The sequence below is a fragment of the Methylocella tundrae genome, assembly GCF_901905185.1.
In the GTDB taxonomy this organism is placed as follows: Bacteria; Pseudomonadota; Alphaproteobacteria; order Rhizobiales; family Beijerinckiaceae; genus Methylocapsa; species Methylocapsa tundrae.
The window spans coordinates 131,774-157,032 of record NZ_CABFMQ020000142.1 but is presented as its reverse complement, the minus strand read 5'-3'; the positions used below and the strand labels follow the sequence as shown (position 1 = coordinate 157,032).

The following is a 25,259-nucleotide window of genomic DNA, read 5'->3' as shown; positions in this document are numbered from 1 at the left end:
ATGTCGCTCGCGCGTCTCGCCCTGCGCCTTGCCGCGATCGAGGCGCTTTGCCCGTCCGCGACCATCGCGACCGGACCTTATCCGACCGTCGCGGGCGCGCGCGTCGATGACAGCCGCGTCGATCTCATCGCCGCGGCGGAAAGCCCCGAGGCCATCGCCGCGGCTCTCGCGGCGCTGGAGAACAACCCGCTGCTGGTCGTCTACACGGAAGAACAGCAGACATCGCCTTACGGGGATGTCAGATATCCAGCGGCGGAGGAGGTCGTCACCCTCGTCATCGAGGCCATGATCGCCGGTTCCGGCGTCATGCAGATCGAGCTGCCTGATGGAACCATCCAGTCGATCGGAACGCTCGAAGCGCCGGTCACAGATCGCCAGCATGAGGCGATGCTCGATCTCCTCGAGGCGCAGGTCCGTTATATTCTGACCATCAAAAACCGCGCGCCGACGGCCGTCCTCTATAACAAGGTGGCCATGGAAACGCGGATGATCCATTCGGACCCTCAGCGCGCCGCCGACCGCACGCTGCGACTCGCTTCACGCACCATCAAGTTTCACGTCAAGGTTAAAGCGGAAGTCTGGCCGGCGCCCGTCGCGGCGTTGCCGGAGCCTCTCGCGAGCGTCGCCGGCGGCCTGGCGCCCGGCTCATCCGGCGCGCTGCTCTGTGCATCTCTTCTTCCGCTCATTCCCGGCGCCCCCGCGCTCCCGCCGCCGCTTCAGGGCATCGACATTTACACTCATCTCGACGGCACAGCGTCCGCGACCGATCCGGATGGCGTGCACGCCGTCGCCGCCGCATCCGCCGCGATGGACTTCAGCAGCGGCGGCAATAGCGGCCTCATCGCCGCGCTCGCGGGTTAGACTTCAACTTTTGAGGATTGATCATGTCTGAACGCCATGTCCAGGCCCATCTCGTCCATCCGTCGCACAAGCTGCCTGTTCCCGGCACCCAACGGTTCTTCTCGGCTGATGACGCCGGCGAAACCATCGATACGTTCGATTCATTCTGGCTGATGCTGCTGCACGACGGTTCGCTTGCGCTCGGCCCGCGCCTTTCTGATGCGCCAACGGATCACGACGAGCTGAGCGCCTAAACAATCCTTCCCGACACGATTAACCCCATGGAGCCAGCCCGTGACCAATGGCGTCATCTTTCAGTACATTCCAGGCACAGGGCTGGCCGCGCCCGGCCAGTTCTTCGAGGTCAACTCCGGCGGCCAATATCAGCCGGCGACCCGCATCGTGCTGCAAGGTCACGCCACCGCGGCCGGATCGCTGGCGCTCGATACGCCGACGCCCGTCGCCTCGCAAAATGACGCCGACGCCTTCGCTGGCCCCGGCTCGATGCTGCGTGAGATGTTCCGTCTCGCCGCGGCCAATGCGCCGGCCCAGCCGATCTGGATCGAGGCTGTCGCCGATCCCGGCACGCCTCCCGCGCAATGGACGCTGACTGTCGCGACGCTTCCGGCGCCCGGACAGGGCGTCATCGAGATCTGCGGCCGCCAGATCGCGATCGCCGTCTCGACCACGGATACAACCGCGACCGTCGCGGCCTCGCTCGGGGCGGCCATCAACGCCTTCTACGACACGCTGACCAACGCCATGCTGCCGCTGACCGCGACGGTCGCGACCAATGTCGTGACGCTGCTGGCGCGCCACGCCGGCGCCATCATGAATGACGTCGATATTTACAATTCGACGGCGCCTTCCAATGTTCTGGGCGCTACGGGTGTTTTGACCGTTGCGCAGCCGGTTCTCGGCACTGGAACGCCGACCCTGTCTTCCGCGCTCGCCGCCCTCGGCGATGATCCGGCCGATTTCGTCGTCTCGCCCTTCTCCGACGCGATCAATCTCGCGGCGGCGACAATAGCCTTCAATGACACTTCGGGCCGCTGGGCCTGGAGCCGCCAGAGCTATGGTCATTACTGGAGCGTTTCGACCAGCGCTTTCTCGGCGCTGACGACGCTTGGCCTCGGCCTCAATGACCGCCATCAGCTCCTCATTGGCCGCTTCCCGGGCTCGGTTACGCCGTCCTGGGAATGGGTCGCCGGCCGCGCCGCCCTTGAATCGACATGGCTCTCCGACGTCACCACCGGCAACGTCTCGCGCAACCAGACTGGCCGTATTGTGCAGGGCGTGCGCGGCCCGCGCAGCCGTTCCGGCCTGTGGAACTATTCAGCGCGCAACACGCTTCTGAATTCCGGCATTTCGACCTCGACGATCGACACGAGCGGCAATGTCATGATCGACAAGACCGTGACCTGCTACCGCGTCGGCACGTCGGGCCAGCCGGATACGGTGTTTCGCGATATCCAGGCGATCTATCAGGCCGCCGGCGGCATTCAATACATCCGCGCCATGCTGGCCGTCGAGCAGGGCCAGAAAGCCTTCGCGGCGAGCAACCCCGGCAATCTGGCGGCGATCTCGACGCCGTCCGACATCAAGGGCACTTTCGTGCATGCCTATACGGATCTGGTTAACCGTGGCGTCTTTCAGGACGCCGACACCTTCACGCGCAATCTGATCGTGCAGGCCAATGCGAGCAACCCCGCGCGATGCGACGTGCTGGCGCCGATCGAGCGCGTCAATCCGCTCGACATCCTCGCCGTCAACGCGACGTTCTACCAGGCGTATCCGCCTGGCTTCTAATTAGAGGCCAATCCTTCCCCGTAAAGAGTTTTCTCATCAGGAGCCTTTCATGGCAGATTTCGGCGGCTTTATGCGCTTTACGGTCGGCGGCAGTCCGCTGACCTTGCGCGCTAAATTCGAAAGCGAACCGTCCGCGCTCGAGATGGACGGCGGCGCGAATCAGGACGGTTCGATCTATCGCACGATGAAGCCGATGGGCTACATCTTCGAGCCGACCTTCGAGGATACGCCGACGGGCACGGCGACAGCGCTCGACTGGGCCGCGATCATGCTTGGCGGCCCCTACAATATCACGCTCGTCGAAGAGCAGACCGGGCGCATGCACACCTGGACCGTCGCGCAATTCGAAGGCAAGCCCCGCGTCGATCACATGACCGGCGAAGTCACCGGCATCAAAGGCCGCGCCACGGCCTACACCAAGACGAGCGCTTGAAAATGGCGATGAAAACGATCGTGCTGGCGGAGCCTGTTGAGATGCACGGCAGAAGGATCGCCGAAATCGTGCTTCGCGAACCGACTGGCGCCAATTACCTCGATTTCGGCGATCCTTTCACCGCCGTCAATTCCAATGGCGGCTTTTTCTTCGCGGAGGATAAGGCTGTCGTCGCCAATTATTTAGATGCCTGCGTGCAGCATGAGAGCGGGGCTCATGTGCTGCGCCTGCTTTCGCTCGCCGACGCGCGAAAGGTGAAAAAGGAACTTCTGAGTTTTTTTACGGACGCCGCCCCGGCGACCTGAGAAAAATAATCGACGCGCTGTTTTTCGATCTCGCCGTGCGAGAAATCGAGTCCATGCCCCTATCGCGCATCATCTATTGGCATGAGCGCGCGGTTCTGCGCCGCAAGAAGGCTTAAAGCATCATGGCAAGCTCGATGATGGAGGCCAGGCTTGTCATCAGCGCTGATGACAAGACGGGACCGGCCTTCGCCGAGATCGAGCGCAAGATCGCGGCGATCGGCGGTGTTTCAGCGGATGTTGGCCGCATCTCCGGCGGCATCGGTGATGTTTCCGCGAAGATCGGCGGCATTTCCGGCGCGATCGCGAATGTCGGGCAAGACGCAGGCAAGGTAGTCAAGGCCTTTGATGATATAGGGGGCAGCGTAGCCGGAGCGGCGGCGCATGTCGGCGGCTTGTCCAAGGCGATCGAGGGGATTGGCTCCGTCGCCCAGTCGATCGTGCCTGTGGTGGGGGCGGCCTTCGCCGCGATCACGGCAGAGGCCGTCAAGGCCGGCGCCGCGATCGAATCGTCCAAAGCGCGCATGGGTGTCGCCGGCATCACGCGGCCGGAAATCGCCGCCGTGGAGGACGCCTCGCGCGGCTATCTGTCGAAATATCCAAATATCGAACGGGCGGAGGTGTTCGACACCTATAAAGAGCTTCGCTCAGTGCTGTCGAACCCAGAGGAGGTGCTGCCGAACCTCGATTCTGTCGTCGCAGCGAAATCCGCCATGCGCGCCGGCGGCAGCGGCAACCCGGAAGACCTCGTCTATGCGATGAAGGCGGCCGAACTGCTTGGCAAAGCGAACGATCCCGCCGAATTCAAGAAGTTCATCGACGCTTCTGTCAAGGGGCAGCAGGTGATGGGCAAGACGCTCAGGGATGAAGACGTCCTTGAATTTGCGAAAATGTCCAAGTCTGCCGGGTTGCAGCTCTCCGATCGGTTCATCACGACGGCGGCGCTTTCCCTTACCCAGGAAATGGGTGGTCAGCAGGCCGGAACCGCCTTGCAACAGGCGTCCAAAACGCTTGGGGGTGGTGGCCTCGCCAATAATCACGCGGCGGGCAAGGAGTGGCTGCGGCTGGGATTTTTGACCGATGACGATCTCGACCACACGAATAATGGCGAGGTCAAGGGCCTCAAGGCCGGGCATAATCTGAAGGATTGGCGGCTGGGCCAGACGGACCCTGATTTATTCCTGCTGCAGAAGCTCCTACCGGCCATGGAGTCGGCTGGCATCACCGATCCAATCGAGCAGAATAAGGAATTCGAGCGGCTGTTCCCCGGCTCCCGCGCCGCCAACCTGTTTACGCATATGCTCAATCAGCGCGAAGGCCTCGCCAATCACGCGCGCATGTACCAGAGCGCCGCGGGCATCGCGGGCGGCGCCGATCTTTTGAAAAATGATCCTGTCGCCGCGGCGACAGGGGCGACGACGGCGTCGAAGAATTTATTCGGCGCAGTGGCGGAGCCGGCGATGGGCCCCGCGACGGTCGCCCTAACGGCATTCACAAGCGCCACGGCCGCCGCGACGCAGGCGCTCATGGATAACGCGAAAAAGCATCCTGCCCTGGCGTCCGCCAGCGGCGTCGCGGCCGCCGGAGCGGGCGCACTCGCAGGCGTCGCGGCTGGAGCTGGCGTTCTCAGCCTGGTGCCTGGCGTCGGCATCGTATCGGGTCCGGTGGCCGTTGGCGCCGGCGCGCTTTCCGCGGGGCTCGCCGCTACGGCCGTTGGTCTGCGCGCCTCCGGCGCTCTTTACGATGACGCCATCTCGCAAAAAACCTTCGCGCGCGGCCGCTATGGCCCGAATGGCGGCCCAAGCGGCTATGAGCATGATTTTACGCTCGGCTCTGGCGGCGGCTTTTCGAGCAGCGGCAGGCTGCGGCCGCCGTCCAATCTTGGCTACATGTCGAAATGGGATAGCAGCCATGTCGCGCCGACGCCGCTCGGCAAGGAAGGCCCGGCGATCGCCGAGCTGAAGGGCGCGGCGGATATTTCCCTGACGGTGAAAATCGACGCCTCGCCGGAGCTTTTCAGCGCTATCGAGACGGCGCGCAGCATCAGCGCCAATGGCGCGTTGCGCGCGAACACAGGAACCTCGATGCCGGAAGCCGCGCCGACCGGCGTTTCGGGGAATTAGTTATTTCGGGACGGGCTTTTCGTCCTTGTCTTTAGTATTCACTTGCTCTGGCTTGCAATGGGTCGTCGGCGGGATACCGCAGACGCTATTGAGGCGCTTCCAACTGAGGCATTGTCCATCTGGGCCTCTATAGCCTGGACCTCCTTTGCAGCCGCACCCGTCGCAGCCTTGCCCGTCTGCGGCGCAGCCGACGCATATGATCGCCGCGGCGATTATCAGGCGCAGCATGCCGTGCTTCCTCCTGGAAAGCCGATCTTATGCTGATTATGCAGACGCGCATCTCTTTTTCGCAACCATCGCCCGAGTCGCTGCTCAGGACGTCGCAATCGTCCGGGGTTCCACCTCTTTCGCCCGAACAGATCTTGCCGCCGGTCGGCGCGACGCCCTCCGCGTCACTGAGCGCCGTGACGCCCCGGGCGACAGGCCTCATCACCACACCGGCGCATCATCGCTATCTGCGGCACTCCCCGCTTCGCGACAATGGCGCGATGACGCCGGTGACCGCATCCCCCGGCGGTTCGACGCCGGCTGCGGCGGTCGACGCGGCAAAATCAATCGCCGGCGCGCATGAGCGGAGCGACAATGCGCTGATCCGCAAATATCTCGCGACCGGCGGTCACGGCATGAACCCGGCCGATACGGCCTGGTGCGCCTCTTTTGTCGGAGCCTCGTTGCGCAAGGCTGGCGTCAAAGACGTCCCGGCGAGCCGGGGCGGCAATGTCGCGACGTCTTATGAGAAATGGGGCGTGCCGGTCGACCCCGCGAAGGGCGTCTCCGCCGGCGATGTGCTGGTCGAGACGCGCGGGCTTGGTCCCGGCCGGACCGGCGGCCACGTCGGCCTGTTGACCGGCCGCGTCAAGGACGGCCGCGTCGAGATGATCTCCGGCAACTACAGCGATCGCGTCAAAACCTCCTGGGAGAGGCCCGGCGGACGCAACATGATCCGCCGCGCGGGGGACGCTGAATTGCCGCGCGCATCCGAGATGGCGAAAGCGCGTGAGAGTTTGAAGAAGCCGGAGTGATGGTGCGATATATCAAGACCCCGATCGATCGCTTCAATCTGATGATCATGCATTGGCTATCCTTCGATTTATCGGCGCGGATCATCGAAAGTCTCACCGGCGACGAAATCGCCGTCCTCATTGATGAGCGGGCGACACGAATCGTCGGCAAGGTGCGGTCTACAGGCTATCTCTTCGACAGGCTTGCGGAGATCGATAGATAGATAATAGCCCTTGACTTGCGGGCGGAATTTGGCGCATCCTGTGCAGGCTTTAAAAGGCTAAAAACCCGACGCTTCCCGCGCCGGGTTTTTTGTTGTCTCGGCTTGGGGAGGACGGATGCGCAACTGGCCATCGACCCTCTGGCCGGCGAGCTTCCGCGGCATTGCGTTTCAGGTTGAGTCGGATCGCGGCCCCGGCGGCCGGCGCATCGCCATCCATGAATTCCCCGGCTCAGAGACGCCTTTCATCGAGGACCTCGGCAAGACCGCGCCGACGTTTCAGGTCACCGCCTATCTCGCCAGCGACACCGTCGACGCCGACGCGATGGCCTTTCGCGCCGCGCTGGATACGCCGGGGCCTGGCGTGCTTGTTCTGCCGATCGAGGGGCCGCTCAGCGCGCATCTGCGCGCCTATGACCGCGCCTACGCCAAAGACCGCATGGGCCTCGTCGCCTTCACGCTGGATTTCGTCCGCGCGGGCGCGTCGAGCCCGCTGACGTCGGTCCTGATGCTGGCGCAGTTCGTCTATGACGCGGTTGATTCGCTCGGCGCCGCGATTACCACGGCCGCAGCGCAGATGCAGGCATTCGCGCAGCCCGGTTGGGTTGTCTCATCCGCGATAGCTGGCCTGCAGGATATTCCCGCTGTCCTCGAAACCGTGCGCGCCGAGGCCGTCATCGACCCGGTGGTTTCGGCCGGCCTGCAATCGACTCTGGCCGGCATTTATAACGCCGTTCCCACTGCGGTCTCTTCGCTGACCGGCGTCGATACGAGCGTCGTGACCGACAGCCTCGCCGCCGCTGCGGCGCTTCAAACGGCGATGGACCCCGCATCGGCGGCGACTGCTTTTGGCGCCGCCGTGGATGATCTGGCGTCGCTGCCGCCGCCGATGGGCACAACGCCGTCAGCGCAGACTCTCGCCGCCAACGCGGCTTTAGCGCAGCGTCTGGCGCGTCTGACTTTGATGACGGCCGATGTTTCCGCGGTGGCGTCGGCGTCCTATGCGTCGCGGCCGGACGGCGTCGCCGCGCGGCAGCTGCTGGTCGCGCGGTTTGACGTCGAATTTGCCGATTGCGCCGGCGCTGCGAACATCGACCTTTACGTCGCGCTGCAGAATTTGCTCGCCGCCGCGCTGTCCTATCTTTCCTCCGTCATCGCCGATCTGCGGCCTCTCGTGACGGCGAGCTCCAATTCGCCGATGCCTTCGCTCTGGTGGGCGTGGCGGCTTTATCAGGACCCATCGCAGGCGGCTTCGCTCGTCGCCCGCAACAGCGTGCGCCACCCTGCCTGGATGCCGATGCGCATATCGGCGCTGGCGCCGTCGGTTGTTGCTTCCTAACGCGAATTTCCAGAAGCGCGGTTTTGCGACGTATTCGCACAGGTCCGAGCCTCGACCCATGCGAGGATATCGCTTGGGCGGTAGCGGATACAGCGCCCGACACGAACGAAATCCGGGCCACAGCCCTTGACGCGCCATGATTGAAGTGTGGCAACTTTCACGTTGAGGAAGTCTGCAACGCCATTTTCGTCAAGCAATTTCCAATTCTCGGTGAGTGTGCGGTCCATTTGATAGCTCCGAACCTAGTTTTATCGACTCGGATATTGCTTGATCTCGCCACGCTGAGGAATGAGAGCTAATGAGCTCAAAATTCGCTGAAAGCCCTCATTGACAAATATATTGATGTGTGTCTCGGAAGCCGTGTGCGTTCAGCGAATATTTTATGCCGCAGGCTGAGTTCGTCACGGTCGCCGTCGGCGGTTCGCTTTATTCATCCTGGCAGAACGTCAAGGTGCGCGGCTCGATCAAGGAGGCGTGCCGCGACTTCTTTCTGCTCGCGGCGGCGCAGCTTGGCGCGGACGCTACGGCGGCGCTGTTCCAATTGTTCACGCCGCTGAAAATATATGCGACCGGCGAGCTGGTGTTTAACGGCTTCATCGATCGCCGCCGCCCGCATCTCGACCCGCGCCAGGGCTATATCAGCATCGAAGGCCGCGCGAAGGGTCAGGACGCCGTCGATTGCTCCTGCGTCCATCCGACTGGCCGTTTCGAGAACATGACGCCGCTCGATATCGCCAAGGCGCTCGACCGGTTCAATATCGGTTTTTCGTCTGACGCGCAGTTCGACAAGATTCCCGAGTTTCAGTTGCAGCCGGGGGAGACGCTGTTCCGCGCGATCGAACGCGCCTGCCGCGACCAGGGCGTGACGCTGGCGGGGCAGGCGGATGGATCGATCAAGCTGACGAAAGCCGGGCAGACGGCGCAGAGGCAGCCGGGCGCATTGATCCAGGGCGTCAACATTGAAGTGATAGATGGCGATTTCAACGCCACGAATCGCCATTCCAAGATCTATGCGCGCGGCCAAAGCTATGATGGCCACGGCAAGGATGCGCTGCAAATGGAGGCGATCGCTCTGGATAGCACGATCCCGAGGCTGCGTCCTTTGGTGCACGTGCAGGACGCCAACACGGACAAGACGCGCCTGCAAAAGCGCGCTGAAAACCGCCGGGATAAAGCGGCCGGCGACGGCGTTCGCGCCACAGTCCAAACCGCCGGCTGGCGCGACGAGACTGGCGTCCTCTGGACTCCCGGCAATAAGGTCTGGACGGAGAGCCCATTTGCCGGCCTCGCGCAGGATATGCTGATCGAGAATGTGAGCTATCAGCAGGCCGAGTCGAGGACGTGGTCTCTGCTGTCGCTTGTCGATCCGCAAGCGCATGGCGGCCAAGCCGGTAAATCCTCCGGCTCCGGCTCGCAGTGGTCTTTCGACTCCAGCGATGCGACATTGCAATGACTGACGAACACGATACGGCGATCAAGGGCAGCCTGCGCCGCGTCTCGGTCGTAAGCATCGACGATGCCGGCACGCAACAGCGCGCGACCTTGAATGGCCTCTCCGGCGAACAGTTTAAAAACGTTGTGCGTTCACAGCACTTCGGGCTGTCGACCGTGCCGCCGGCTGGTGGCGAGGGCGTAATCCTGATGCAAGGCGGCCGTTCCGACCGCGCGCATGTGCTGGGACTTGAGCATCCGCAGTATCGGCCAAAAAACACCGAGCAGGGCGGCACTGTCCTTTATGATGCGAATGGCCAAGCCATCTCTCTGATCAAAAAGAACCTGCGCATTGTGGGAACGGACACAATCACGCTTACGGCGCCGAAAATCGTGCTCGACGGGATGGTCTATCTCGGCGGCGCCGATGCATCGCTGCCGGCGTCGATGAAGGGCACAATCGATACCGCCGGCGACGCCGATATCAGCAATCTTGCGCAAAAAGTCTTCGTGAAGTGAGCGATATTGTCATCCGGCCAGATCCTGCCTGCAGCGACAATGGGTTATTCGGCTGGGACTCGGTCTATAACGAGACGACCGGTTGCGCCGATTGGGCTTTCGCCGGGCCGCAGGATGCGCCATCCAATCTCGGGGGTCTGCAAAACCTCGCGGCGCTGGCGACGTTCGTTGTGATCACTCTCTTTACCGATCAGGCGTGTCCGCCCGGGCATCCTTTGGAACAATACGCCGATGGTGACCCGCGCGGCTGGTGGGGCGACGGCCTTCTGGAAGACGGCGAAGCCCCCATGGGCTCGCTGCTCTGGCTGCTCGAACGCTCCGTCGCCACCGAGACGACGCGCCGATATGCCGAAGTCTTTGCGCTCGCGGCGCTGCAGCCGCTGCTCGACGCCGGCGCCGCCGCTAATATCGCCGCATCGGCGAGTATTCTGCCGCAAGGCAATGGGATTTTTCTCGACATCGCGCTTTACGGCCAGGACGGATCGAAAATCTATGATCGCAGGTTTGAGATGAGCTGGCGCCAGGCCGCTCCGGCCGCCATCGGATCTCCGCGCGGCTGATGTTCGCACTCCCCGCGCTTGGCGACCTCTATCAACGCACGATTGGCGCGTTCCGCGCCTACGCCAATCTCGACGCCTCGCTGCCGCTCAATAATGTCCAGCCGACCGCGAAGGTTATCGCCGGCCGCGACTTCGAGATCTTCGGCCGTATGGATTATGTCGGGCAGCAGGCCTTCGTCCTGTACGCGGACGAGATTTGGCTGCCGAAGCATGCGTCGCAATATAACATGCCCCGTAAGCCCGCGGCGCTGGCGACAGGCCGCATCGGGGTTGTCTCGCCGGCTGATATTCTGGTCCCGGCCGGTACGCTGTTCACGCGCGCCGATGGCGTGCAATACGCCGCCGCCGCCGACTTCTCGCTTGCCGCCGCCGGAACGCTGCTGGTTTCCGTGGTCGCGCAGGCGACGGGCGCTCTCGGTAATGCCGACGCCGGCACGATTTTGACGATCGGCTCAGGGCCGACCGGAAATGGCGCCTCGGCCGCGACGGCGTCGGTCGCAGCTGGCGGCGTCATCGGTGGCCTCGACATCGAGGATCTGGAGGCCTGGCGCGACCGCATCCTGTTCCGGTTGCGCTATCCGCCGCATGGCGGCGCCGCGTCGGACTATGTGATGTGGGGCAGGGCGGTCGCCGGCGTCACGCGCGTTTTCGTCGAGCGGCTTTATCGCGGCCCCGGCACGGTGCGCGTGTTCCCGATTTTCGACGATCTGTTTGCCGGGACAGGCGGCGTCGCGACCGATCCTTACATCGAGGCGGTCATCGCGGCGATCGCCGCGCAAGAGCCCGCGACGGCGTTTGTGACTGTTTCGGCTCCGACATCGCAGCCGATCGATATCGTCGCGACGGGCGTCGCGCCTTACACGACATCAGTCAAGCAGGCGATCGTTGACGAACTGCTCGACATGATGCGGCGGCTCGGCGCGGTCGCGGGCTCGGATACGGCGACGCCGTCGATGCCGTTTCTCGCCTCGCCGCAGGTCTTCTCGCGGTCATGGATCTGGCAGGCGATCGCCAACGCCAGCGGCGAGCAACGTCATGTGCTGGCGCTGCCCTCGGCTGACATTCCGATCGCCCCCGGCGCCATCCCGGTGCTCGGCTCGGTTGATCTGCAGCCATGAGCAGCTCTTCCTGCAGCCCCGGCGTCGTATCGGAAGATATCTGCCTGACACAGCCGCAGGCGCTCGACCAGCTGGTCAAACTGCTGCCTCGAGGACGCGCCTGGCGCACCGACGAGGACGCGCCGGTGCGGCGAGGCTTCCTCAACGCGCTGGCGGCGAGCTGGGCCTATATCGAAGAGCGGCTCTGCGCGCTGCGGCTTGAATTCTTCTGCCAGAGCGAGACCGAGACGAATGACGTCTGGCTCAGGCAATATGGACTGCCGGACGCCTGCGACCCCTATCCCGATCTCTGCGGCAAGGTCGCGGCTTTCGGGGGCACGCAATGCGATTATTTCCAGGCGATCGCAGCGCGCGCGGGATGGTCGATCGCCTGTCTTGAGACGGGCTGCGGCGCGATTGCCGGGCGTGCGCTGGCGGGCTGCGCGCAGGCCGGGCGCGGGCGCCGCATGGGCGAATTGCACGTGCTCGTCAATCTTGCGGATAGCCCTGCCTATACGGGCGGCTATCGGACGCCCCCTCTCGCAGGCCGGCTGCTCGCCGGCCAGCCGCTTGCCTGCCCGCCAGATCTCTCGGCGCTCGAATGCCTGCTCGAGCGCATCGTCCATGCGCATGTGCTGATCGTTTATTCCACGACCACTGTGCCCGCCTCCTCGATGGATTTTCGTAGCGGCGACAATAGCAGCCTGCTGGCGGCGATCGCGGCTTAAGGAAAAACGATGACAGACATCCTCGGCCCCGGAGCAACCGCCACCAACGTCACGACGACGCGCCCGGCCGACAGCCGCATCATGGCGGCGATCGACACATGGCTGCAGGACTGCACCTCCTCGACGGCGCAGGACGGCACGGAGATTTCGGCGGAATTTCTGAACGGCGTGCTGGCTAATCTGCGCATTCTCGCGCGCGGCAATGGCCCGCAGATCTCTGGCGCCCCGGTCGTTCCGGAAGACAATTCCGATTTGATGCTGCTTAACGCCGCGCTGCATCTGATCCAGCGCGGCAAGATGCATGTCGCGACGGACGCGGGCGGCGTCAACGCTCTTGTCGCGCAGCTCTCGCCCGTTCCGCCGGAACTCGTCGACGGCATGCTCATCGTCATGCGTCCCGCGATAGCCAACATCCCCGGACCGGTGACATTGTCCGCCGCTGGCGTGATCAACGCGGTCGTGTCGTCGACCGGCGCGCCTCTCGTCGGCGGCGAGCTCAATCCTTCGCTGTTTTCGGCTTTCCGCTGGAACGTGACGTTGGGCAAATGGCAGCTCGGGGAGTCCGTGCCGGAAGCGGCGATGGTGCATTTCGGCGCGGACACGAGCGCCGCCGCCAACACGATCGTCGCGAATGTAGCGCCGGCGATCTCTTCCTATAAGCCTGGGATGCTTTTTTCGGTTCCGATCGCCAATCCCAACACCGGCCCGTCACAGGCCAATTTCAACGGCCTGGGCCTCAAAAATATCGTCCTCAACAACAGCGGCGCCGCGCTTTCTGGCGGTGAAATGAGCAACATTGGCGGCTATACCGCGTTGTTCCTTTATGATGGCGTGAGTTTGCGGCTTTTGAACCCGCTGCCCAAGGGCGTTTCGCGCATCGTGCCTTTTATGTCGAGTGGAACGTTTATACCGGGCGGCTCCCTCGTCATGGTGCAGGAATGGGCCGGTGCCGCGGCGGGCCGGAATGTCGGCGGCAGCAGCTACACGGCCGGGCAGGGCGGCGGCGCTGGAGAATACCGCTATGGCTATTTCCAGGTAACGCCGGGTGTTGGCATTGCCGTCACCGTAGGCGCGGGAGCCGCGGCCGGATCGAACGGCAATGGGGGCGCGTCGTCTTTCGGAGCGTTAATGACGGCGATGGGCGCGATCGGCACGGCGGGCGGAACCGGAGGGTTCGGCGGGTACGGGTTCGCGGGCGGCGCGGGAAGCCCCGGCTTTTCGAACGGCAATGTGACGGGAGCGATCGTCGTCATCGGCTCCGGCGGCGTGCCTTATCTCGCCGGCCTGTTCGGTAGCGGCGGTCAGGGCGGCGACGGTGGTCCGTCCGGAAATCCGAATGGCCGCGCCGGGCAGGGCGGTTTCGTCCTCGTGTCCGAGGTGGGATAACCAATGTTTGCATTGAAACAAAACGGAGTAGCCGTCGAGCTTTTTGCCGAGAAGCCCGTCCTGCATCCAGACGTCGAATTGGTTGACGTCTCGGCTGTTCCTGATATCGCCGTCGGCTGGATATTCGAGAATGGCGCCTTCCTCGCGCCCCCTCCACCGCCGCCACCGACGCGGGCCGAGCTTGAGGCCTATGCCGCCGCCAAATGGGCGTCCGTCATCGCCAGTGGAACGGTGACGGCTGGCGGGTTTCAATCTTCGACGGCCGAACAGTGGCAAGGATATGTCTCGCGCGCCGTGCAGCTTTCGCAGACCGATCCATCGACCCCCATTCTCTGGAACGGCGTGACGCCGATCACGCCTTCGCAATTGCAGGCGCTTGGGGCGGCCGTCGGCATTTTCGTGCAGGCGGCGTTCACGGCGGAGGGCGCCGCGCAGGCGGCGATCGCCGCCGGAACCATCACGACCTTCGCCGGGATCGATGCGGCGGCGTGGCCCGCGAATAGCTGATGGATCTCGCTTTCGCCAATAATCAGTCCTGGATCTGGACGGTCAGCCTCAGCCAATGGGCGCTCCTCTATGACCTGACGCAGGCGACGTTCCGCATGCAGATGCGGGCGGCGGCCGGCGATACGCTGGTGATCTATCGCTGGTCATCGAACCCCGCCGACATGGCGCGCGGGCTTCTCTCGTATGAGCCTAGCTCGAAGCTTCTGACCTCGACCGCGCCCTACGCGGACATGGCCCAGCTCGCCGCCGCGACCAATGTCTATGACCTGCAGGCGCTATTGCCGGTCCCAAATCCCGCGATCGTAAAAATCTTCACCGGCGGCGCGCTCGCAGTCTCATCCGGTGTGACGAGGTAGCATGACAGATACAGTCGTCGTTACGACGCCAGACGCCACGCCCGCGGTGCTCCAGCCGACGCTGACGGACGCTATCGCCGCCGCGCTGGCCTATTCGCTGTCCGCCGGCGAGTCGGCGCTGGCGTCCGCCGCATCCGCCGCAACCAGCGCCTCTGCCGGGGCGACGGCCGCAGCGGCCGCGTCCGCGGCGCTGGTAGCCCTCGTCGGCGTTGCGAACGGGATCGCAGGCCTCGATGGCTTGCGGTTTGTGCCGTTAGCGCAGATCGCTGGATTAACCGACGCGCAGATCAGCGCCACAGCGGCGATCTCTGGATCCAAGATCAATCCGGTCTTCCTCAATCCTGTCGCGATCAATAGCAGCGGCGGCGCGGTCCTGACGGTCGGAAATGGCTCAACGGGAAGCGCCACGCCGACGCGGTTGAATTTTGACGCCAGCTACTCCACCGTGCCTGGCGCAAATCCAAAGCTATCGCTTTTTGGAAGCGCCGGCGATGGCTTCGGCGTGTCGGCGTCAGCGCTCGACTATATGGTCGCCGGAGGCCATGCGCATAATTTCTATGTCAACGGATCTAAAGTTGGCAGCTTAGCGGCAACCGGTCTCTCCAGCGTCGGCGTGTCTGTGGCTACGCCGGCTAATTCTCTGTCTCAGGCGTTTGCATCCATCCAATCTTTAAGCGGGGTATTAGCTGGAAACCCTGCCTTCAACGCCAATTGGTTGAAGCTTTCATCTGATACACTGGATGTTGGGGGCGGTTTCGTCCAAGGTCTACTGGTTGAACAACATTTTGGTGGTGCCGGAACGAAAGGCGGCAGGCAAACTATACTCTCTGCCGCGTTTCTCGTCGCGCCAACAGACGCCTCGAATACCAATCGCAACTACGTAAGCCTCTCCGCCAGCATAGAGGCGGCGAGTGGTGATGGCGGGTCTCTGGGGTCTGAGAAGGGCGCTCTCTTCGCGTCCAATTTCGTAGCTATAGCAGATGCTGGAGCAACTCATCTCTTAGATGTGACGGGCTCCGAAGTTGATATCATCATGCGGGCCGGCTCCAGTAGCCTTTATAAATGGGGTTGGGATGTTGTATCTGCCGTAGGGGACGCGGTTCACGGCTCGCTTGAGGACGCCGCGTTCAACGCGCGTTGCGATCAAGGCGCGATTGGTTGGATGAATGCCTTCCAAGTATCAACCGCCGCCGGCACGGCGCCGACATACGGAGTATCTCCTGGCGGGACAATTCTCTATGGTGGCGTTACGGCTAGCGTCGCGCTGCGCGCGGGCATAGATTTGAGCGGTGTGTCTTCGCCGTGGGTTCAATCTGCGATTGTTTTGCCAGCCAATAACGGCGGTATTTGGTGGGGAACGGGATTTCAGGGCGGTTCAATAATCAGTGTTACGGCCGCGAACGGCGGCGGGATCATCTTCGATAATGACGTAACTATTTTTAATTTTGGCGCATCTGAGCCTGTTAAAATAACACCTGCAGGCATACAACTACAAGGCAGTTTGGTTATTGTTGCTGGATTAACGACCTTCTCTGCATCCACAACTAGTTATGCATCAATAAATATTCCCCCAGGAACCGCCCCAACCACACCAGTCAATGGTAACATTTGGTTCGACGGCTCCAACTTCAAGGCTCAGGTCGGTGGCGCGACCAAGACTTTCACTCTCGTTTAGGAAGCAAAGATGCTGATCGATTTTTCCACGGATATTCTTGATCTCTCTGGCGAGCCGATCCTTGACGCGGCGGAGAAGACGCTAAAGCTTGGCGCCCTTTCCGTGAACGCCATCATGACGCCAAAGTCGGCTTTGTCGGGTGAGGAAAACGTCAAACGGCTCGGCCTGGCGCTGCGGATCAACGCCGGCGGCGAAATCGAAGTCACGCCGGAGGAAGCCGCGCTCATCAAGAAATGCGCCGCCGAGGCGTTCCTCTCGCCCCTGATCGTCGGCCGCATGTTCGAAGCGCTCAACGGTTGATACTGGCCAAATGATCTCGCTGCCGCTCGTCCCGAATGTATGGACATCGTTGGGATCTGGGCCGCTCGAGATCCGCGCCGCGCGCGGGGCAGTCTGCTATGCGATTTCCGATTCCCGGCCAGCTCCCGCCGCGCGCGGCTTCACTCTCGCCGCCGGAAAGCCAAAATCGATCCAGGCGACGGGACAGGTGTGGGCGCTGACCCAAAGCCCGATGGGCGCGACCGTGCTCTATCAGCCGGCCGCGCTGAAACACCGGCTTCTCTATTCGGCTGGGACGATCTCAACACCTCCGGCGCTGCCCGTTCCGGCCGTCGTCACAGCGCCGGCGATCCTCGGCTTCTACTGCGTCGGCCAGACGCTGTCCTGCAGCGCGGGCGCGTGGACGAACGCGCCATCGTCTTTCGCCTATCAATGGCTGCGCAATCTCACGCCGATCGCCGGCGCCAATGCCGCGACCTATGTGCTGACATCGGCCGATCTCGGCGCTTCAGTTACGCGGAGCACGACGCCGGGAAACGCCAGCGGCTCCGGGGCCTCGACGACGGCCTTTCCGACGCCGGCGATCTCGGCCGCGCCCGATATAGTCGTCTCGCTTTCCGGGAGCGATTCGGCGGCCGGGACGCTCGCGGCGCCCGTCGCCACCTTCGCCAGGGCTCAAACGCTTCTGCGCGCCAAAATCGCAGCCAACCGCAACGCGGGCTATTTGATCCTTTTTCGCGGCGGCGTCTATTTCCAGACCATCGGCAAGACCCAGTCCTACTGTGGCGTCACGACCGCGCTGACGATGACCTACGCCGACACGCCGGCGGCTCCGAACAGGGTGACTGTCGCGCCCTATCCCGGCGAGGCGGTGACGATCAGCGGCGGCTTGCCGGTCACGGGCTGGGCGGTCGATTCTTCAACCGGATTCTGGACCGCGTCGCTTCCGGCCATCGCCGCTGGAACGCAGCCCATCTTCAACGAAATGTGGGTGACGAACGGATCCAGCACGGCGCGGTCGCAATGGACGATCCGGCCGCTCATGACGAGCGAATATTATCATATCGCTTCGGCGCAGGCGGCGACGGGGACGCTGACGGGTTCGCCGCCTTCCTATCGGGGCGAAACCCTTTATGCATCTAATTTCGGCGACTATGGCCAGGGCAACCAGGGAACGAACCGGTTTGGGTTCAATCCCGGAGAAATCGACCCAGCCGCGCATAATCTCGCCAGCATCCGCATCAGGTTCGAGAGGCGGCAATTATCGGTCGTGCCTCTCGCGTCGGTCGACGGGGTCAATAATATCGCAACGCTGAGCAGTCATTTGCTGTTCACGGACGATGCGCAGGTCAACCAGCCCTATCGCGTCTGCAACGCCCGGGAGGCGCTGTCGTTATCGGTTCCGGGGGAGATGTATCTCGACACGGTCAGCGGCGTCCTGACCTATGTGCCGCGCCCCGGCGATGCGATCGGCGTCACCACGTTCATCGCGCCTGTCGTCGACGAGATCATCCGCTTCTCGAACGCCGCGGCGGATGGCGACGGCTCGGGAAGCCTGGTCGGCAACTGGATCTTCAGCGACATCAATTTCGCGCACACGAATTCCTACACGCTGCGCCTCGGAAGGCTTGAGAGCGACCAGGGCAAGTTCACGGGCGCTGTCGGAGCTATCGCCGGCGTCGGCGCCGCCAATGTCGTATTCTCCGGCGGCTCGATCCGCCACACCGGCGAAAGCGCGACGGCGTTCGGGCCCGGTTCGAAAGCGATCTCGTTCATCGCCGGCGCGCAATATTTCGATCTGGGCGCCAATGGCCCGACAGTGTCCGATGAATTGGGGATGAACCTGCAATGGTTTGGCGGATCCAGCGCGCCAAGCACGCCGACAGCCTGGAATGACGGCGACGGAAACATCAGCAGCTTTTTGCCCGGATACAACATTATCGATAATGTTGTTATTCACGACACCGGCATAAACGTCACTAACTCAGCATCGATTGCCTTCGGGCGCGGCGGCTTCAACTCAATCAAAAAAGTAACGATGTACAATGCCGCCTCGTTTGGCATCGCGTTTGGCCTCGACAGAGCGCCCTACCTGACGAACGATACCAAACAGACGAACAATTATTTCGGATATATTCTTGGCTACAATTTCGGCATGAGCGGCACGACCGGCGCTCAGGACTTCGGCATATTCTATTTGTCCGGTCAGCAAGGATCGAGCGTCGAATCGACCAAGACCGTCATCGAATACTGCTGGGTCAGGGATATCTATGCATCATCCTGGCCGACCTATGACGGAACGAACTACATCGCGCGCGGGAACAATAATTTCAAAGTTTACGTTGATCAGGTCGGGCGCGGCGTGATCGTTCGGAACTCGGTGTTTTCCGGCGTCGGCAATGCGTTTCAGATCAAGGGCACGCTTCATGAGTGGACGAACAATATCGCCGTTGGCGATTACACCGGACTGACGCAAAGCGTTCAGCACTATCCGATGCTTCCATATGTGGCGTCGCCATCGACGAGCGGTCCGGCGTCGATCAGCATAAGTGAAAGCATCTTCGACTTTACGCCCGGAGATTCGACGACGCTCTTCTATGCGAATCTCGCCAGCTACAACATGCCTTCTGACAATAATCTCTTTTTCATGCGCGGCGCGACGATCTCGAGGATGAGCGCCGACATGAGCAAGACACAATGGCTTGCGGCCGGCCGCGACGCACATTCTGTTTTCGACGTCGATCCGCGGTTGAACGCCGATTTCACGTTCGCCGCCGGCAATCCGCTGCCTGGCTTCATCCCGATCGACGTAACGGTCGCTGGCGCGACATAGGATCCCGACCATGGCCGCGACGACGGAAGTGGATGTCACGCCGGGCGCATGGACGTCCTTGGGCGCTGGACCTTTGTGCCTGCAGGCGCTGGAAAGCCAGATCTGGTATGCGGTGTCCGACGCGCCGCCAACGGTTGGCGCGTTGGGCTTCGTGCCCGATGGCATCCAGGACGTGTGGACCAATACGAACGTCTATGTGACGACGCCCGACGCGCTTGGCGCAAGACTGGTGTGGGCGCCGCTCGCGCCATTCGTTGTCAGCTCATCCGGCGTCAGCGCCATGGACTTCAGCCAATCCGCAAATAGCGGTCTCCTCGCCGCGATCGCCGCCTAAACTCCGGAGAATCAACCCATGGCTTTGCCAACCCTCAACGTCACTCCCGGCTCGGGAGCGACGATCAATACGCTGCCCAATGCGCCCGCCGTCATCGCGAACAGCGTCTCCGTGGCGCTGGCGACCGACCAGACGCTGCCGTTGCCGGTTGGCGCAGCCGCGGACGGAACCGACGCAACGGGCGTCGCCCAGCTTGCCGGCGGCGTCGGCATCAGGGGATGGCTGTCGGGCATCTTTTCAAAGGTCGCGACGGCGGCCAATCAGGCGACCGAAATTACCAGCCTTGCGGCCATTCTCGCCGCGATCCAGGCGACCGACACGGCGATCGCAATTACCAATCGCTCCGGATATATCAACGGCGCGGTGGCCGCGGCGGCTGTCCAGTCGATCGGAACGCAGGGCTGGGCTCCCGGCGACACGCTGACGATGCCGAGCGGTGCAGGCGTCGGCACGGCGGCCGTACTCAACGTGCAGAGCACGCAGCTCGCCGCTGTGCCGACCATCGCCGCAGCCGGATCCGGCGGCACGAACGGCGCGGTCACACTGACAGGCACAACCGGAACCGGAACCAAGTTCACCCTGGCCGGCACAATCTCCGGCGGCGTGCTCACGGCGATCGGCTCCATCACTCTGGCCGGCAATTACACCGTCAACCCGACGAATCTGGCGGCCGAGCCGGTGACCGGCGGCGGCCTTACAGGGGCGACGGTCAACATCAAGATGGCGATCTTGGCTCTCGGCGTCACGACCCCGGGCGTCTATACGGCGCCCGTGACCAATCCGCTTGCGCCGGCGGCGACCTCCGGCTCCGGCGTCGGCGCGACAGTCAATCTGACGAGCTTCACGCCGCTTTCCACGCAGGTCGCGGCAGCCAATACCGCGCGACAATATCTCGCCATCCGCAATGAGAGCACTGCGCAGAATATCGGCTTCTCTCTTTCAGGTTCGGCAGCCTTTGGGGCAGTCGGAACGTCGACGCTTCTTTCGAACTTCAACGGCTACGATTGGTCCGGCAATCGCGTGCCGAGCAACGCATTGACGGCGATAGGGCAGGTCGCATTTCAACAATTCACGGCTTGGGAGGGCTGATCTGAAATGCGTCTCATCAAAAAGATTCTCGCCGCCGCCACGGCGATTGTGCTGGGCTCGCAGCTCGCCATCGCCGGCGCAACGTCCTCCTATGTGCCGCAGGCCGAAACTCTCGGAGCCACGCTGCGCAGATTGGCGTCGGCCGCAGCTCACAAAAATCCCTACAACCAGCCGCAATTGCTCGGTGCGCAGCCCTGGATTCAACTCACCGGCGCATATCCCGGCAACGCCGCAGTGGTGGCGGCGGGAACCCTATATTCCAATGCGGGCCATATCTATTACGCCGCTGTTGGCGGGACGACAGGTACAAGCACTGCTCCAACGGGAACAAACCGCACGCTGGCATATCCCGATGGAAGTATAACATGGCTCTATTATGGGCTGGCGGCGGGAGACATCGTTTCCAACGGCGGCTATCTGTTCCAGGTGGTGACGCCGGGGGTCCCGGCAACGACTGGCTCAGGGCCGACTCCTGGAAGCCTGTCTGACGGAACCATCACATGGGCGATGATCGGGCTGCAAACCTCTCCGGTGCTGACGCAGATCAACACGCACAATGCGGCGTTGACGAATGTCTATAACCCGGTCGGCGGCCTCTCCAATAACTCGCTCGTGCCGGACGGGCCAAACACCGCCAATGGCTCCGTTTTCCGTTGGGAGGGCGGGTGGCCGGTCGTCCAGAGCTCCGGGTTTGGCGTATTCCCGGCCGGCCCGGATATCTCTCCGGTGACGGGAAACTGCAACGCTCAGACCGCATATAGCGGCTTGCAGATCCAATGCAATTATGAATCTGTGGAGTTCGTGGCTGAAGCCGCCATAGTCGAAATTAACACCATAAATACGGGCACATACGCGATACAGGTTGATGGTCAATACATCAAATCCGGGGCGGGTCCGAATACAGTTGGCGGCGCGACGCTAGTATCTGTGTATAGTGGCGGAAACGCCAGAATTACACTAGACTTCACGAACATTGGCGGCAGGGCGGCGCACACGATTAAACTTGAAATGACGGCATACAATCTGCTGCGCCAAGTATCTGTAGGCCCTTATGATTATATTACATATCCGAACCAATCCGATAATTTCGGGGTCGCCTTCGTTGGGTCCAGCCTGACAGCTGGAACGGGCGCGACGGGGACTTATTCGAGCTGGTCCAATGTCTTCCGGCAATTGGTCGGGCTTCCTGACGCGGCGAATTTCGCTATCGGTGGCACTGGACTTCTTAATCCGGGAACGTCGACCCCCTACATCAGCCACTTCATGGCCGATCTTTCAAGATATGCGGCCTTCCGAGGTGCGCCGAAAGTGATCTTCGTCGAGGCGGACATCAATGATGTCTCCTACGGATCGACTGCGGCGCAAATTACAACCGCCGCGACGACCCTGATCAAAACCCTACGGGCGGCATATCCGGGCGGCCCAAAAGGGACGCTCATCGTTGGCGTCGCCTCGCAGAATGTAGGTCAGGGCGGCGGCTCGCTCGGCACATGCGGCACGGCGATCCAGTGCGAGGCGGCGGTTCAGGCGGCGTTCACCGCGCAAGCAGCCTCAGGGGACCAATACATCGGCTTTATTCCCAATTATGGCGTTCCCACGCCGCCCGGCCCAGTCCTCACCGGCACGGGTCATCAGACGACGCTGGACGGCACGTGCAACGGCGCCAATGCGACGGGATCGACCGCCGGCAACAACTACATCGACCTGTCCAGCAGCGGCCCGCATCCGAACGATTGCGGCTATATGGTGTGGGCCAAGGCCATTGTTGCGGCCTACCGGGCGATCATCAACGCTTTGCCGTGATGCTGGCCGGGTTTGATTAGATCCACTCTCGGCGCGCTGGCCGTGCTCGCATGGCTGGCCGCTGCCGCTCAGATCGCCCGCGCGGAAACGTGCCGGGCGTCGTTCTATGGCCCGGAGAGCGGTCATCAGACCGCCAATGGCGAACGCTTGCGCCCGATGGGCCTTTCGGCCGCTCATCGCACATTGCCATTCGGGACGCGCCTGCGCGTCTCGGCGAATGGCCGCAGCGTCATCCTTCGCATCAATGATCGCGGGCCCTTCGTGCGCGGCCGCTGCATCGATCTTTCCCTGGGCGCCGCACGGGCGCTCGGCATCGCCGGCGTGGCGATCGTTCGACTCGATCACCTTCACTGATTTCTCTTTCGATAAGGCTCTCTCATGCGCGCGGATCTTCTGCATGTGGTTACGGCTGTGGCCAATCCGGTTCGCTGGAAAAGCCGGATCAGCCTCTATCATGAATTCGAGCGGCATATGCTCGACAGCGGCGTGAAGCTGACGACCGTTGAATGCGCCTATGGTGAACGGCCATTCGAACTCAGCAACCCGCATGTCAACCACGTAAAGGTGCGCGCCAACCCCGCCGCCTTGGTGTGGAACAAGGAAAACCTACTCAACATTGGCGTCTCCCGCCTGCCGCCCGAGGCAAAATATATCGGTACGTTCGATGCCGACATCACGTTCCGCCGCAAGGACTGGGCCGCGGAGACGGTGCATGCGCTGCAGCACTATCCCGTCGTGCAGCCGTGGTCTGATTGCTATGATCTTGGGCCCAACGGGGAGCACATCGAGGCGCATCGGTCCTTCTGCCGGCTTGTTCACGAGAAGAAGCCGATCGTCCAGGGGCCGAATGCTGTTAACGGACCTTATAAATTTGGCCATCCGGGCTATGCCTGGGCGTGGACGCGCCAGGCGCTCGAATGGGTTGGCGGCCTTGTCGAAACCGCCGGTCTCGGCGCCGGCGATCATCATATGGCGATGGCGCTGATCGGCCGCGTCGACGACAGCATCCCCGGCAACATTGGCGACGCCTACAAGAAGCCGCTGCGGCTTTGGCAGGCGCGCGCCATGCCGCATATCGCCCGGAGCATCTCTTATATCGCCGGCACGATCGAACATGGCTTCCACGGCCCGAAGGCCAAGCGCGCCTATGTCGATCGCTGGGGCGTCCTCATCAACAATCATTTTGATCCTGAAACAGATCTCAAGCGCAACACTTACGGAGTGCTCGAGCTCGCCGGCAACAAGCCGGCGCTTCGACATGATGTCGATCTGTATTTCCGCCAGCGCAACGAAGACGCCAACGTCGCGGAGTGAGATATGACCTTGCTTGATCGACAGAAGGAACTGACGGGTTATCTCATCGCGGGATATCCGGATCTCGGCCTGCCTGGGCTTCCGCTCGTCTCAGCGTCCGCGGGCACCGGTAATTCGACGCAGGAGAACGAGTGCCTGCCTGTGACGACGGGCCCGAAAGATCATGGCTCGGACGGCCTCTTCCAATGGCGCGAAGAGCGCCTCGCCGAAATGCAGTCGTGGTGCACGGCGCATTTTGGCGATTGGAAAACGATCAAGGCGCAAGCCGCCTTCTTCCTGAAGGAGCTGCGCGACGGGGACGCAGGCGGCGTCAAATATGATGCGCTCTATCGGGATCTTCTCGCCGGCAAAAAGTCTCTCGCGACCCTGACGACGAACATAAACCGCTTCTATGAACGCTCCGCCGATGACGAAGCCACCAATAACAAGCGCATCAAATACGCGACAGACGCCCTCAACGCCATGGGCGTCGTAAAGCCCGCGCCGCCAGTGGTTCATTCGGCCGCGCCTGCAATTGTCGCAGGCGCCGCGGCTGGCGCGGGACTGTTGTCTCACATCGTCCATGGCGCGGCGTGGATCGGGATAGCCGTGCTCGCCGTCGCCATCATCGCCGCGATCGCCGCCGCCGCCACAGCGCTGCGGCAGGCGAAGACGGTTTCGACGCTGGACAGCGCTGTCGCGGATCTCAAGGCGAAGGCTTTGGCGGTTGAGGCCGCCAAGGCCACCACGATCGCCTCGATCTCAGCCGAAGAGACGAAAGTAGCCGCCGCGAAGGCTGTCGTGGCCGGCGTCCAAACGGCTCCGCCAGCGTCCGCTGCATCGCTGCCTATCGTTCCCCCAACGCCCGCGAAAGGATAATCCACATGAGCGGCCTCCTGCACGCCATTCTCGTCATTCTCGCGATCGCCGTCGGCGGCGGCGCCGTCTATGTCTATTTCACGTACATCCGAAACAAAATGGTCGAGACGGCGGCCGTGACGGGCAAGGCCGCGACCGTCGCGGCGACGCCGGCGCCGGCAAAGATCCTCGCTATCCTGCAAGGGTGGAAGACGCATATTTTGGTCCTCGTCGGCGTCGTGACGAACGGCCTCGCCGCGCTGCCGCATCTGCTCGCGTATTTCAACGCAGAGTTGCTGGCGCAATGGCAGGCGCTTCCTTGGTCCTCGATCGTTGATGCTCATGTAGCGGCCTGGATCAATTTTGCCATTCTCGCGCTGATCCCGCTGACGCACTCCCAAGGCGTCAACCAGGCTGCCAAGACGCCGCCGCAGGGGCAGTGA

General features: G+C 62.6%; 28 protein-coding genes. 27 read left to right on the top strand and 1 reads right to left on the bottom strand.

Annotated features, from left to right (window positions below):
- The 9 genes from MPC4_RS19895 to MPC4_RS19855 all read left to right on the top strand — a co-directional run bounded on the left by MPC4_RS19895 (position 1) and on the right by MPC4_RS19855 (position 8,068).
- Entirely contained in the window at positions 1-861 is an 861-nt protein-coding gene (locus tag MPC4_RS19895; RefSeq protein ID WP_174514058.1) for a hypothetical protein, read from the top strand.
- 23 nt (positions 862-884) lie between these two features.
- Complete coding sequence (locus MPC4_RS19890) at positions 885-1,094, top strand: hypothetical protein (RefSeq protein WP_174514057.1); 210 nt, start codon at positions 885-887, stop codon at positions 1,092-1,094.
- 40 nt (positions 1,095-1,134) lie between these two features.
- Positions 1,135-2,649: a hypothetical protein gene (locus MPC4_RS19885; protein WP_174514056.1), complete on the top strand. Its 1,515-nt coding sequence runs from the start codon at positions 1,135-1,137 to the stop codon at positions 2,647-2,649.
- Between the two features lie 49 nt (positions 2,650-2,698).
- Positions 2,699-3,082: a hypothetical protein gene (locus tag MPC4_RS19880; RefSeq protein WP_174514055.1), complete on the top strand. Its 384-nt coding sequence runs from the start codon at positions 2,699-2,701 to the stop codon at positions 3,080-3,082.
- Between the two features lie 2 nt (positions 3,083-3,084).
- Entirely contained in the window at positions 3,085-3,387 is a 303-nt protein-coding gene (locus MPC4_RS19875) for a phage tail assembly protein (RefSeq protein ID WP_174514054.1), read from the top strand.
- Between the two features lie 122 nt (positions 3,388-3,509).
- Positions 3,510-5,507 (top strand): hypothetical protein, encoded by a 1,998-nt coding sequence (locus tag MPC4_RS19870; RefSeq protein WP_174514053.1) that lies wholly within the window; start codon positions 3,510-3,512, stop codon positions 5,505-5,507.
- 257 nt (positions 5,508-5,764) lie between these two features.
- On the top strand, positions 5,765-6,529 hold the full coding sequence (locus tag MPC4_RS19865) for a C40 family peptidase (protein ID WP_174514052.1): 765 nt from the start codon (positions 5,765-5,767) through the stop codon (positions 6,527-6,529).
- Positions 6,529-6,732, top strand: a complete 204-nt coding sequence (locus MPC4_RS19860; RefSeq protein ID WP_174514051.1) for a hypothetical protein — start codon at positions 6,529-6,531, stop codon at positions 6,730-6,732. The genes MPC4_RS19865 and MPC4_RS19860 overlap by 1 nt, the downstream gene beginning before the upstream one ends.
- A 115-nt stretch (positions 6,733-6,847) precedes the next feature.
- A complete protein-coding gene (locus MPC4_RS19855; RefSeq protein WP_174514050.1) occupies positions 6,848-8,068 on the top strand; it encodes a DNA circularization N-terminal domain-containing protein in 1,221 nt (406 codons plus the stop codon).
- On the opposite strand, the gene MPC4_RS19850 is transcribed toward MPC4_RS19855, so the two are convergent.
- Positions 8,065-8,295 carry a helix-turn-helix transcriptional regulator gene (locus MPC4_RS19850; protein ID WP_174514049.1) on the bottom strand — a complete coding sequence of 77 codons (231 nt, stop codon included), beginning with the start codon at positions 8,293-8,295 and terminating at the stop codon, positions 8,065-8,067. The genes MPC4_RS19855 and MPC4_RS19850 overlap by 4 nt on opposite strands.
- A gap of 155 nt (positions 8,296-8,450) precedes the next feature.
- Here MPC4_RS19850 and MPC4_RS19845 point away from each other — a divergent pair, with 155 nt between their 5' ends.
- Genes MPC4_RS19845 through MPC4_RS19760 form a run of 18 tightly spaced genes read left to right on the top strand, consistent with a single transcriptional unit; the run spans position 8,451 to position 25,259 of the window.
- Positions 8,451-9,521, top strand: a complete 1,071-nt coding sequence (locus MPC4_RS19845) for a phage baseplate assembly protein (RefSeq protein WP_174514048.1) — start codon at positions 8,451-8,453, stop codon at positions 9,519-9,521.
- Positions 9,518-10,018 carry a phage baseplate assembly protein V gene (locus tag MPC4_RS19840; protein ID WP_174514047.1) on the top strand — a complete coding sequence of 167 codons (501 nt, stop codon included), beginning with the start codon at positions 9,518-9,520 and terminating at the stop codon, positions 10,016-10,018. Before MPC4_RS19845 ends, MPC4_RS19840 begins: the two co-directional genes overlap by 4 nt.
- Entirely contained in the window at positions 10,015-10,578 is a 564-nt protein-coding gene (locus MPC4_RS19835) for a phage GP46 family protein (protein WP_174514046.1), read from the top strand. The genes MPC4_RS19840 and MPC4_RS19835 overlap by 4 nt, the downstream gene beginning before the upstream one ends.
- Entirely contained in the window at positions 10,578-11,696 is a 1,119-nt protein-coding gene (locus MPC4_RS19830) for a baseplate J/gp47 family protein (RefSeq protein ID WP_174514045.1), read from the top strand. The genes MPC4_RS19835 and MPC4_RS19830 overlap by 1 nt, the downstream gene beginning before the upstream one ends.
- Complete coding sequence (locus MPC4_RS19825; RefSeq protein ID WP_174514044.1) at positions 11,693-12,403, top strand: hypothetical protein; 711 nt, start codon at positions 11,693-11,695, stop codon at positions 12,401-12,403. The genes MPC4_RS19830 and MPC4_RS19825 overlap by 4 nt, the downstream gene beginning before the upstream one ends.
- Before the next feature lie 9 nt (positions 12,404-12,412).
- Positions 12,413-13,789 carry a hypothetical protein gene (locus MPC4_RS19820; RefSeq protein WP_174514043.1) on the top strand — a complete coding sequence of 459 codons (1,377 nt, stop codon included), beginning with the start codon at positions 12,413-12,415 and terminating at the stop codon, positions 13,787-13,789.
- Positions 13,790-13,792: 3 nt separating this feature from the next.
- A complete protein-coding gene (locus tag MPC4_RS19815) occupies positions 13,793-14,296 on the top strand; it encodes a DUF4376 domain-containing protein (protein WP_174514042.1) in 504 nt (167 codons plus the stop codon).
- Positions 14,296-14,652, top strand: coding sequence for a hypothetical protein (locus MPC4_RS19810; RefSeq protein WP_174514041.1), 357 nt, complete (start codon positions 14,296-14,298; stop codon positions 14,650-14,652). The genes MPC4_RS19815 and MPC4_RS19810 overlap by 1 nt, the downstream gene beginning before the upstream one ends.
- Before the next feature lies 1 nt (position 14,653).
- A complete protein-coding gene (locus tag MPC4_RS19805) occupies positions 14,654-16,327 on the top strand; it encodes a hypothetical protein (RefSeq protein WP_174514040.1) in 1,674 nt (557 codons plus the stop codon).
- Positions 16,328-16,336: 9 nt separating this feature from the next.
- Positions 16,337-16,627 (top strand): hypothetical protein, encoded by a 291-nt coding sequence (locus tag MPC4_RS19800; RefSeq protein WP_174514039.1) that lies wholly within the window; start codon positions 16,337-16,339, stop codon positions 16,625-16,627.
- Between the two features lie 10 nt (positions 16,628-16,637).
- Positions 16,638-19,439, top strand: coding sequence for a hypothetical protein (locus MPC4_RS19795; protein ID WP_174514038.1), 2,802 nt, complete (start codon positions 16,638-16,640; stop codon positions 19,437-19,439).
- A 10-nt stretch (positions 19,440-19,449) separates the two neighbouring features.
- Complete coding sequence (locus MPC4_RS19790; RefSeq protein ID WP_174514037.1) at positions 19,450-19,773, top strand: hypothetical protein; 324 nt, start codon at positions 19,450-19,452, stop codon at positions 19,771-19,773.
- Positions 19,774-19,791: 18 nt separating this feature from the next.
- The gene (locus MPC4_RS19785; RefSeq protein ID WP_174514036.1) at positions 19,792-20,862 is read left to right on the top strand and encodes a hypothetical protein; all 1,071 of its coding nucleotides are present in this window, start codon (positions 19,792-19,794) and stop codon (positions 20,860-20,862) included.
- Positions 20,863-20,868: 6 nt separating this feature from the next.
- Positions 20,869-22,665 carry an SGNH/GDSL hydrolase family protein gene (locus tag MPC4_RS19780; RefSeq protein ID WP_174514035.1) on the top strand — a complete coding sequence of 599 codons (1,797 nt, stop codon included), beginning with the start codon at positions 20,869-20,871 and terminating at the stop codon, positions 22,663-22,665.
- A 12-nt stretch (positions 22,666-22,677) separates the two neighbouring features.
- On the top strand, positions 22,678-23,019 hold the full coding sequence (locus tag MPC4_RS19775; protein ID WP_425312508.1) for a septal ring lytic transglycosylase RlpA family protein: 342 nt from the start codon (positions 22,678-22,680) through the stop codon (positions 23,017-23,019).
- 24 nt (positions 23,020-23,043) lie between these two features.
- A complete protein-coding gene (locus tag MPC4_RS19770) occupies positions 23,044-23,979 on the top strand; it encodes a hypothetical protein (RefSeq protein ID WP_134487667.1) in 936 nt (311 codons plus the stop codon).
- A 3-nt stretch (positions 23,980-23,982) separates the two neighbouring features.
- The gene (locus MPC4_RS19765; protein WP_174514034.1) at positions 23,983-24,837 is read left to right on the top strand and encodes a phage tail tip lysozyme; all 855 of its coding nucleotides are present in this window, start codon (positions 23,983-23,985) and stop codon (positions 24,835-24,837) included.
- A 5-nt stretch (positions 24,838-24,842) separates the two neighbouring features.
- On the top strand, positions 24,843-25,259 hold the full coding sequence (locus tag MPC4_RS19760; RefSeq protein WP_174514033.1) for a hypothetical protein: 417 nt from the start codon (positions 24,843-24,845) through the stop codon (positions 25,257-25,259).

What these genes read in the sequence shown, in the direction of transcription:
- MPC4_RS19765 (WP_174514034.1), top strand. Translation starts at nt 23,983, where the DNA reads ATGACCTTGCTTGATCGACAGAAGGAACTGACGGGTTATCTCATCGCG.
- MPC4_RS19860 (WP_174514051.1), top strand. Translation starts at nt 6,529, where the DNA reads ATGGTGCGATATATCAAGACCCCGATCGATCGCTTCAATCTGATGATC.
- MPC4_RS19800 (WP_174514039.1), top strand. Translation starts at nt 16,337, where the DNA reads ATGCTGATCGATTTTTCCACGGATATTCTTGATCTCTCTGGCGAGCCG.
- MPC4_RS19855 (WP_174514050.1), top strand. Translation starts at nt 6,848, where the DNA reads ATGCGCAACTGGCCATCGACCCTCTGGCCGGCGAGCTTCCGCGGCATT.
- MPC4_RS19830 (WP_174514045.1), top strand. Translation starts at nt 10,578, where the DNA reads ATGTTCGCACTCCCCGCGCTTGGCGACCTCTATCAACGCACGATTGGC.
- MPC4_RS19820 (WP_174514043.1), top strand. Translation starts at nt 12,413, where the DNA reads ATGACAGACATCCTCGGCCCCGGAGCAACCGCCACCAACGTCACGACG.
- MPC4_RS19895 (WP_174514058.1), top strand. Translation starts at nt 1, where the DNA reads ATGTCGCTCGCGCGTCTCGCCCTGCGCCTTGCCGCGATCGAGGCGCTT.
- MPC4_RS19870 (WP_174514053.1), top strand. Translation starts at nt 3,510, where the DNA reads ATGGCAAGCTCGATGATGGAGGCCAGGCTTGTCATCAGCGCTGATGAC.
- MPC4_RS19850 (WP_174514049.1), bottom strand. Translation starts at nt 8,295, where the DNA reads ATGGACCGCACACTCACCGAGAATTGGAAATTGCTTGACGAAAATGGC.
- MPC4_RS19890 (WP_174514057.1), top strand. Translation starts at nt 885, where the DNA reads ATGTCTGAACGCCATGTCCAGGCCCATCTCGTCCATCCGTCGCACAAG.
- MPC4_RS19785 (WP_174514036.1), top strand. Translation starts at nt 19,792, where the DNA reads ATGGCTTTGCCAACCCTCAACGTCACTCCCGGCTCGGGAGCGACGATC.
- MPC4_RS19865 (WP_174514052.1), top strand. Translation starts at nt 5,765, where the DNA reads ATGCTGATTATGCAGACGCGCATCTCTTTTTCGCAACCATCGCCCGAG.
- MPC4_RS19840 (WP_174514047.1), top strand. Translation starts at nt 9,518, where the DNA reads ATGACTGACGAACACGATACGGCGATCAAGGGCAGCCTGCGCCGCGTC.
- MPC4_RS19815 (WP_174514042.1), top strand. Translation starts at nt 13,793, where the DNA reads ATGTTTGCATTGAAACAAAACGGAGTAGCCGTCGAGCTTTTTGCCGAG.
- MPC4_RS19845 (WP_174514048.1), top strand. Translation starts at nt 8,451, where the DNA reads ATGCCGCAGGCTGAGTTCGTCACGGTCGCCGTCGGCGGTTCGCTTTAT.
- MPC4_RS19790 (WP_174514037.1), top strand. Translation starts at nt 19,450, where the DNA reads ATGGCCGCGACGACGGAAGTGGATGTCACGCCGGGCGCATGGACGTCC.
- MPC4_RS19880 (WP_174514055.1), top strand. Translation starts at nt 2,699, where the DNA reads ATGGCAGATTTCGGCGGCTTTATGCGCTTTACGGTCGGCGGCAGTCCG.
- MPC4_RS19810 (WP_174514041.1), top strand. Translation starts at nt 14,296, where the DNA reads ATGGATCTCGCTTTCGCCAATAATCAGTCCTGGATCTGGACGGTCAGC.
- MPC4_RS19780 (WP_174514035.1), top strand. Translation starts at nt 20,869, where the DNA reads ATGCGTCTCATCAAAAAGATTCTCGCCGCCGCCACGGCGATTGTGCTG.
- MPC4_RS19770 (WP_134487667.1), top strand. Translation starts at nt 23,044, where the DNA reads ATGCGCGCGGATCTTCTGCATGTGGTTACGGCTGTGGCCAATCCGGTT.
- MPC4_RS19795 (WP_174514038.1), top strand. Translation starts at nt 16,638, where the DNA reads ATGATCTCGCTGCCGCTCGTCCCGAATGTATGGACATCGTTGGGATCT.
- MPC4_RS19805 (WP_174514040.1), top strand. Translation starts at nt 14,654, where the DNA reads ATGACAGATACAGTCGTCGTTACGACGCCAGACGCCACGCCCGCGGTG.
- MPC4_RS19825 (WP_174514044.1), top strand. Translation starts at nt 11,693, where the DNA reads ATGAGCAGCTCTTCCTGCAGCCCCGGCGTCGTATCGGAAGATATCTGC.
- MPC4_RS19875 (WP_174514054.1), top strand. Translation starts at nt 3,085, where the DNA reads ATGGCGATGAAAACGATCGTGCTGGCGGAGCCTGTTGAGATGCACGGC.
- MPC4_RS19760 (WP_174514033.1), top strand. Translation starts at nt 24,843, where the DNA reads ATGAGCGGCCTCCTGCACGCCATTCTCGTCATTCTCGCGATCGCCGTC.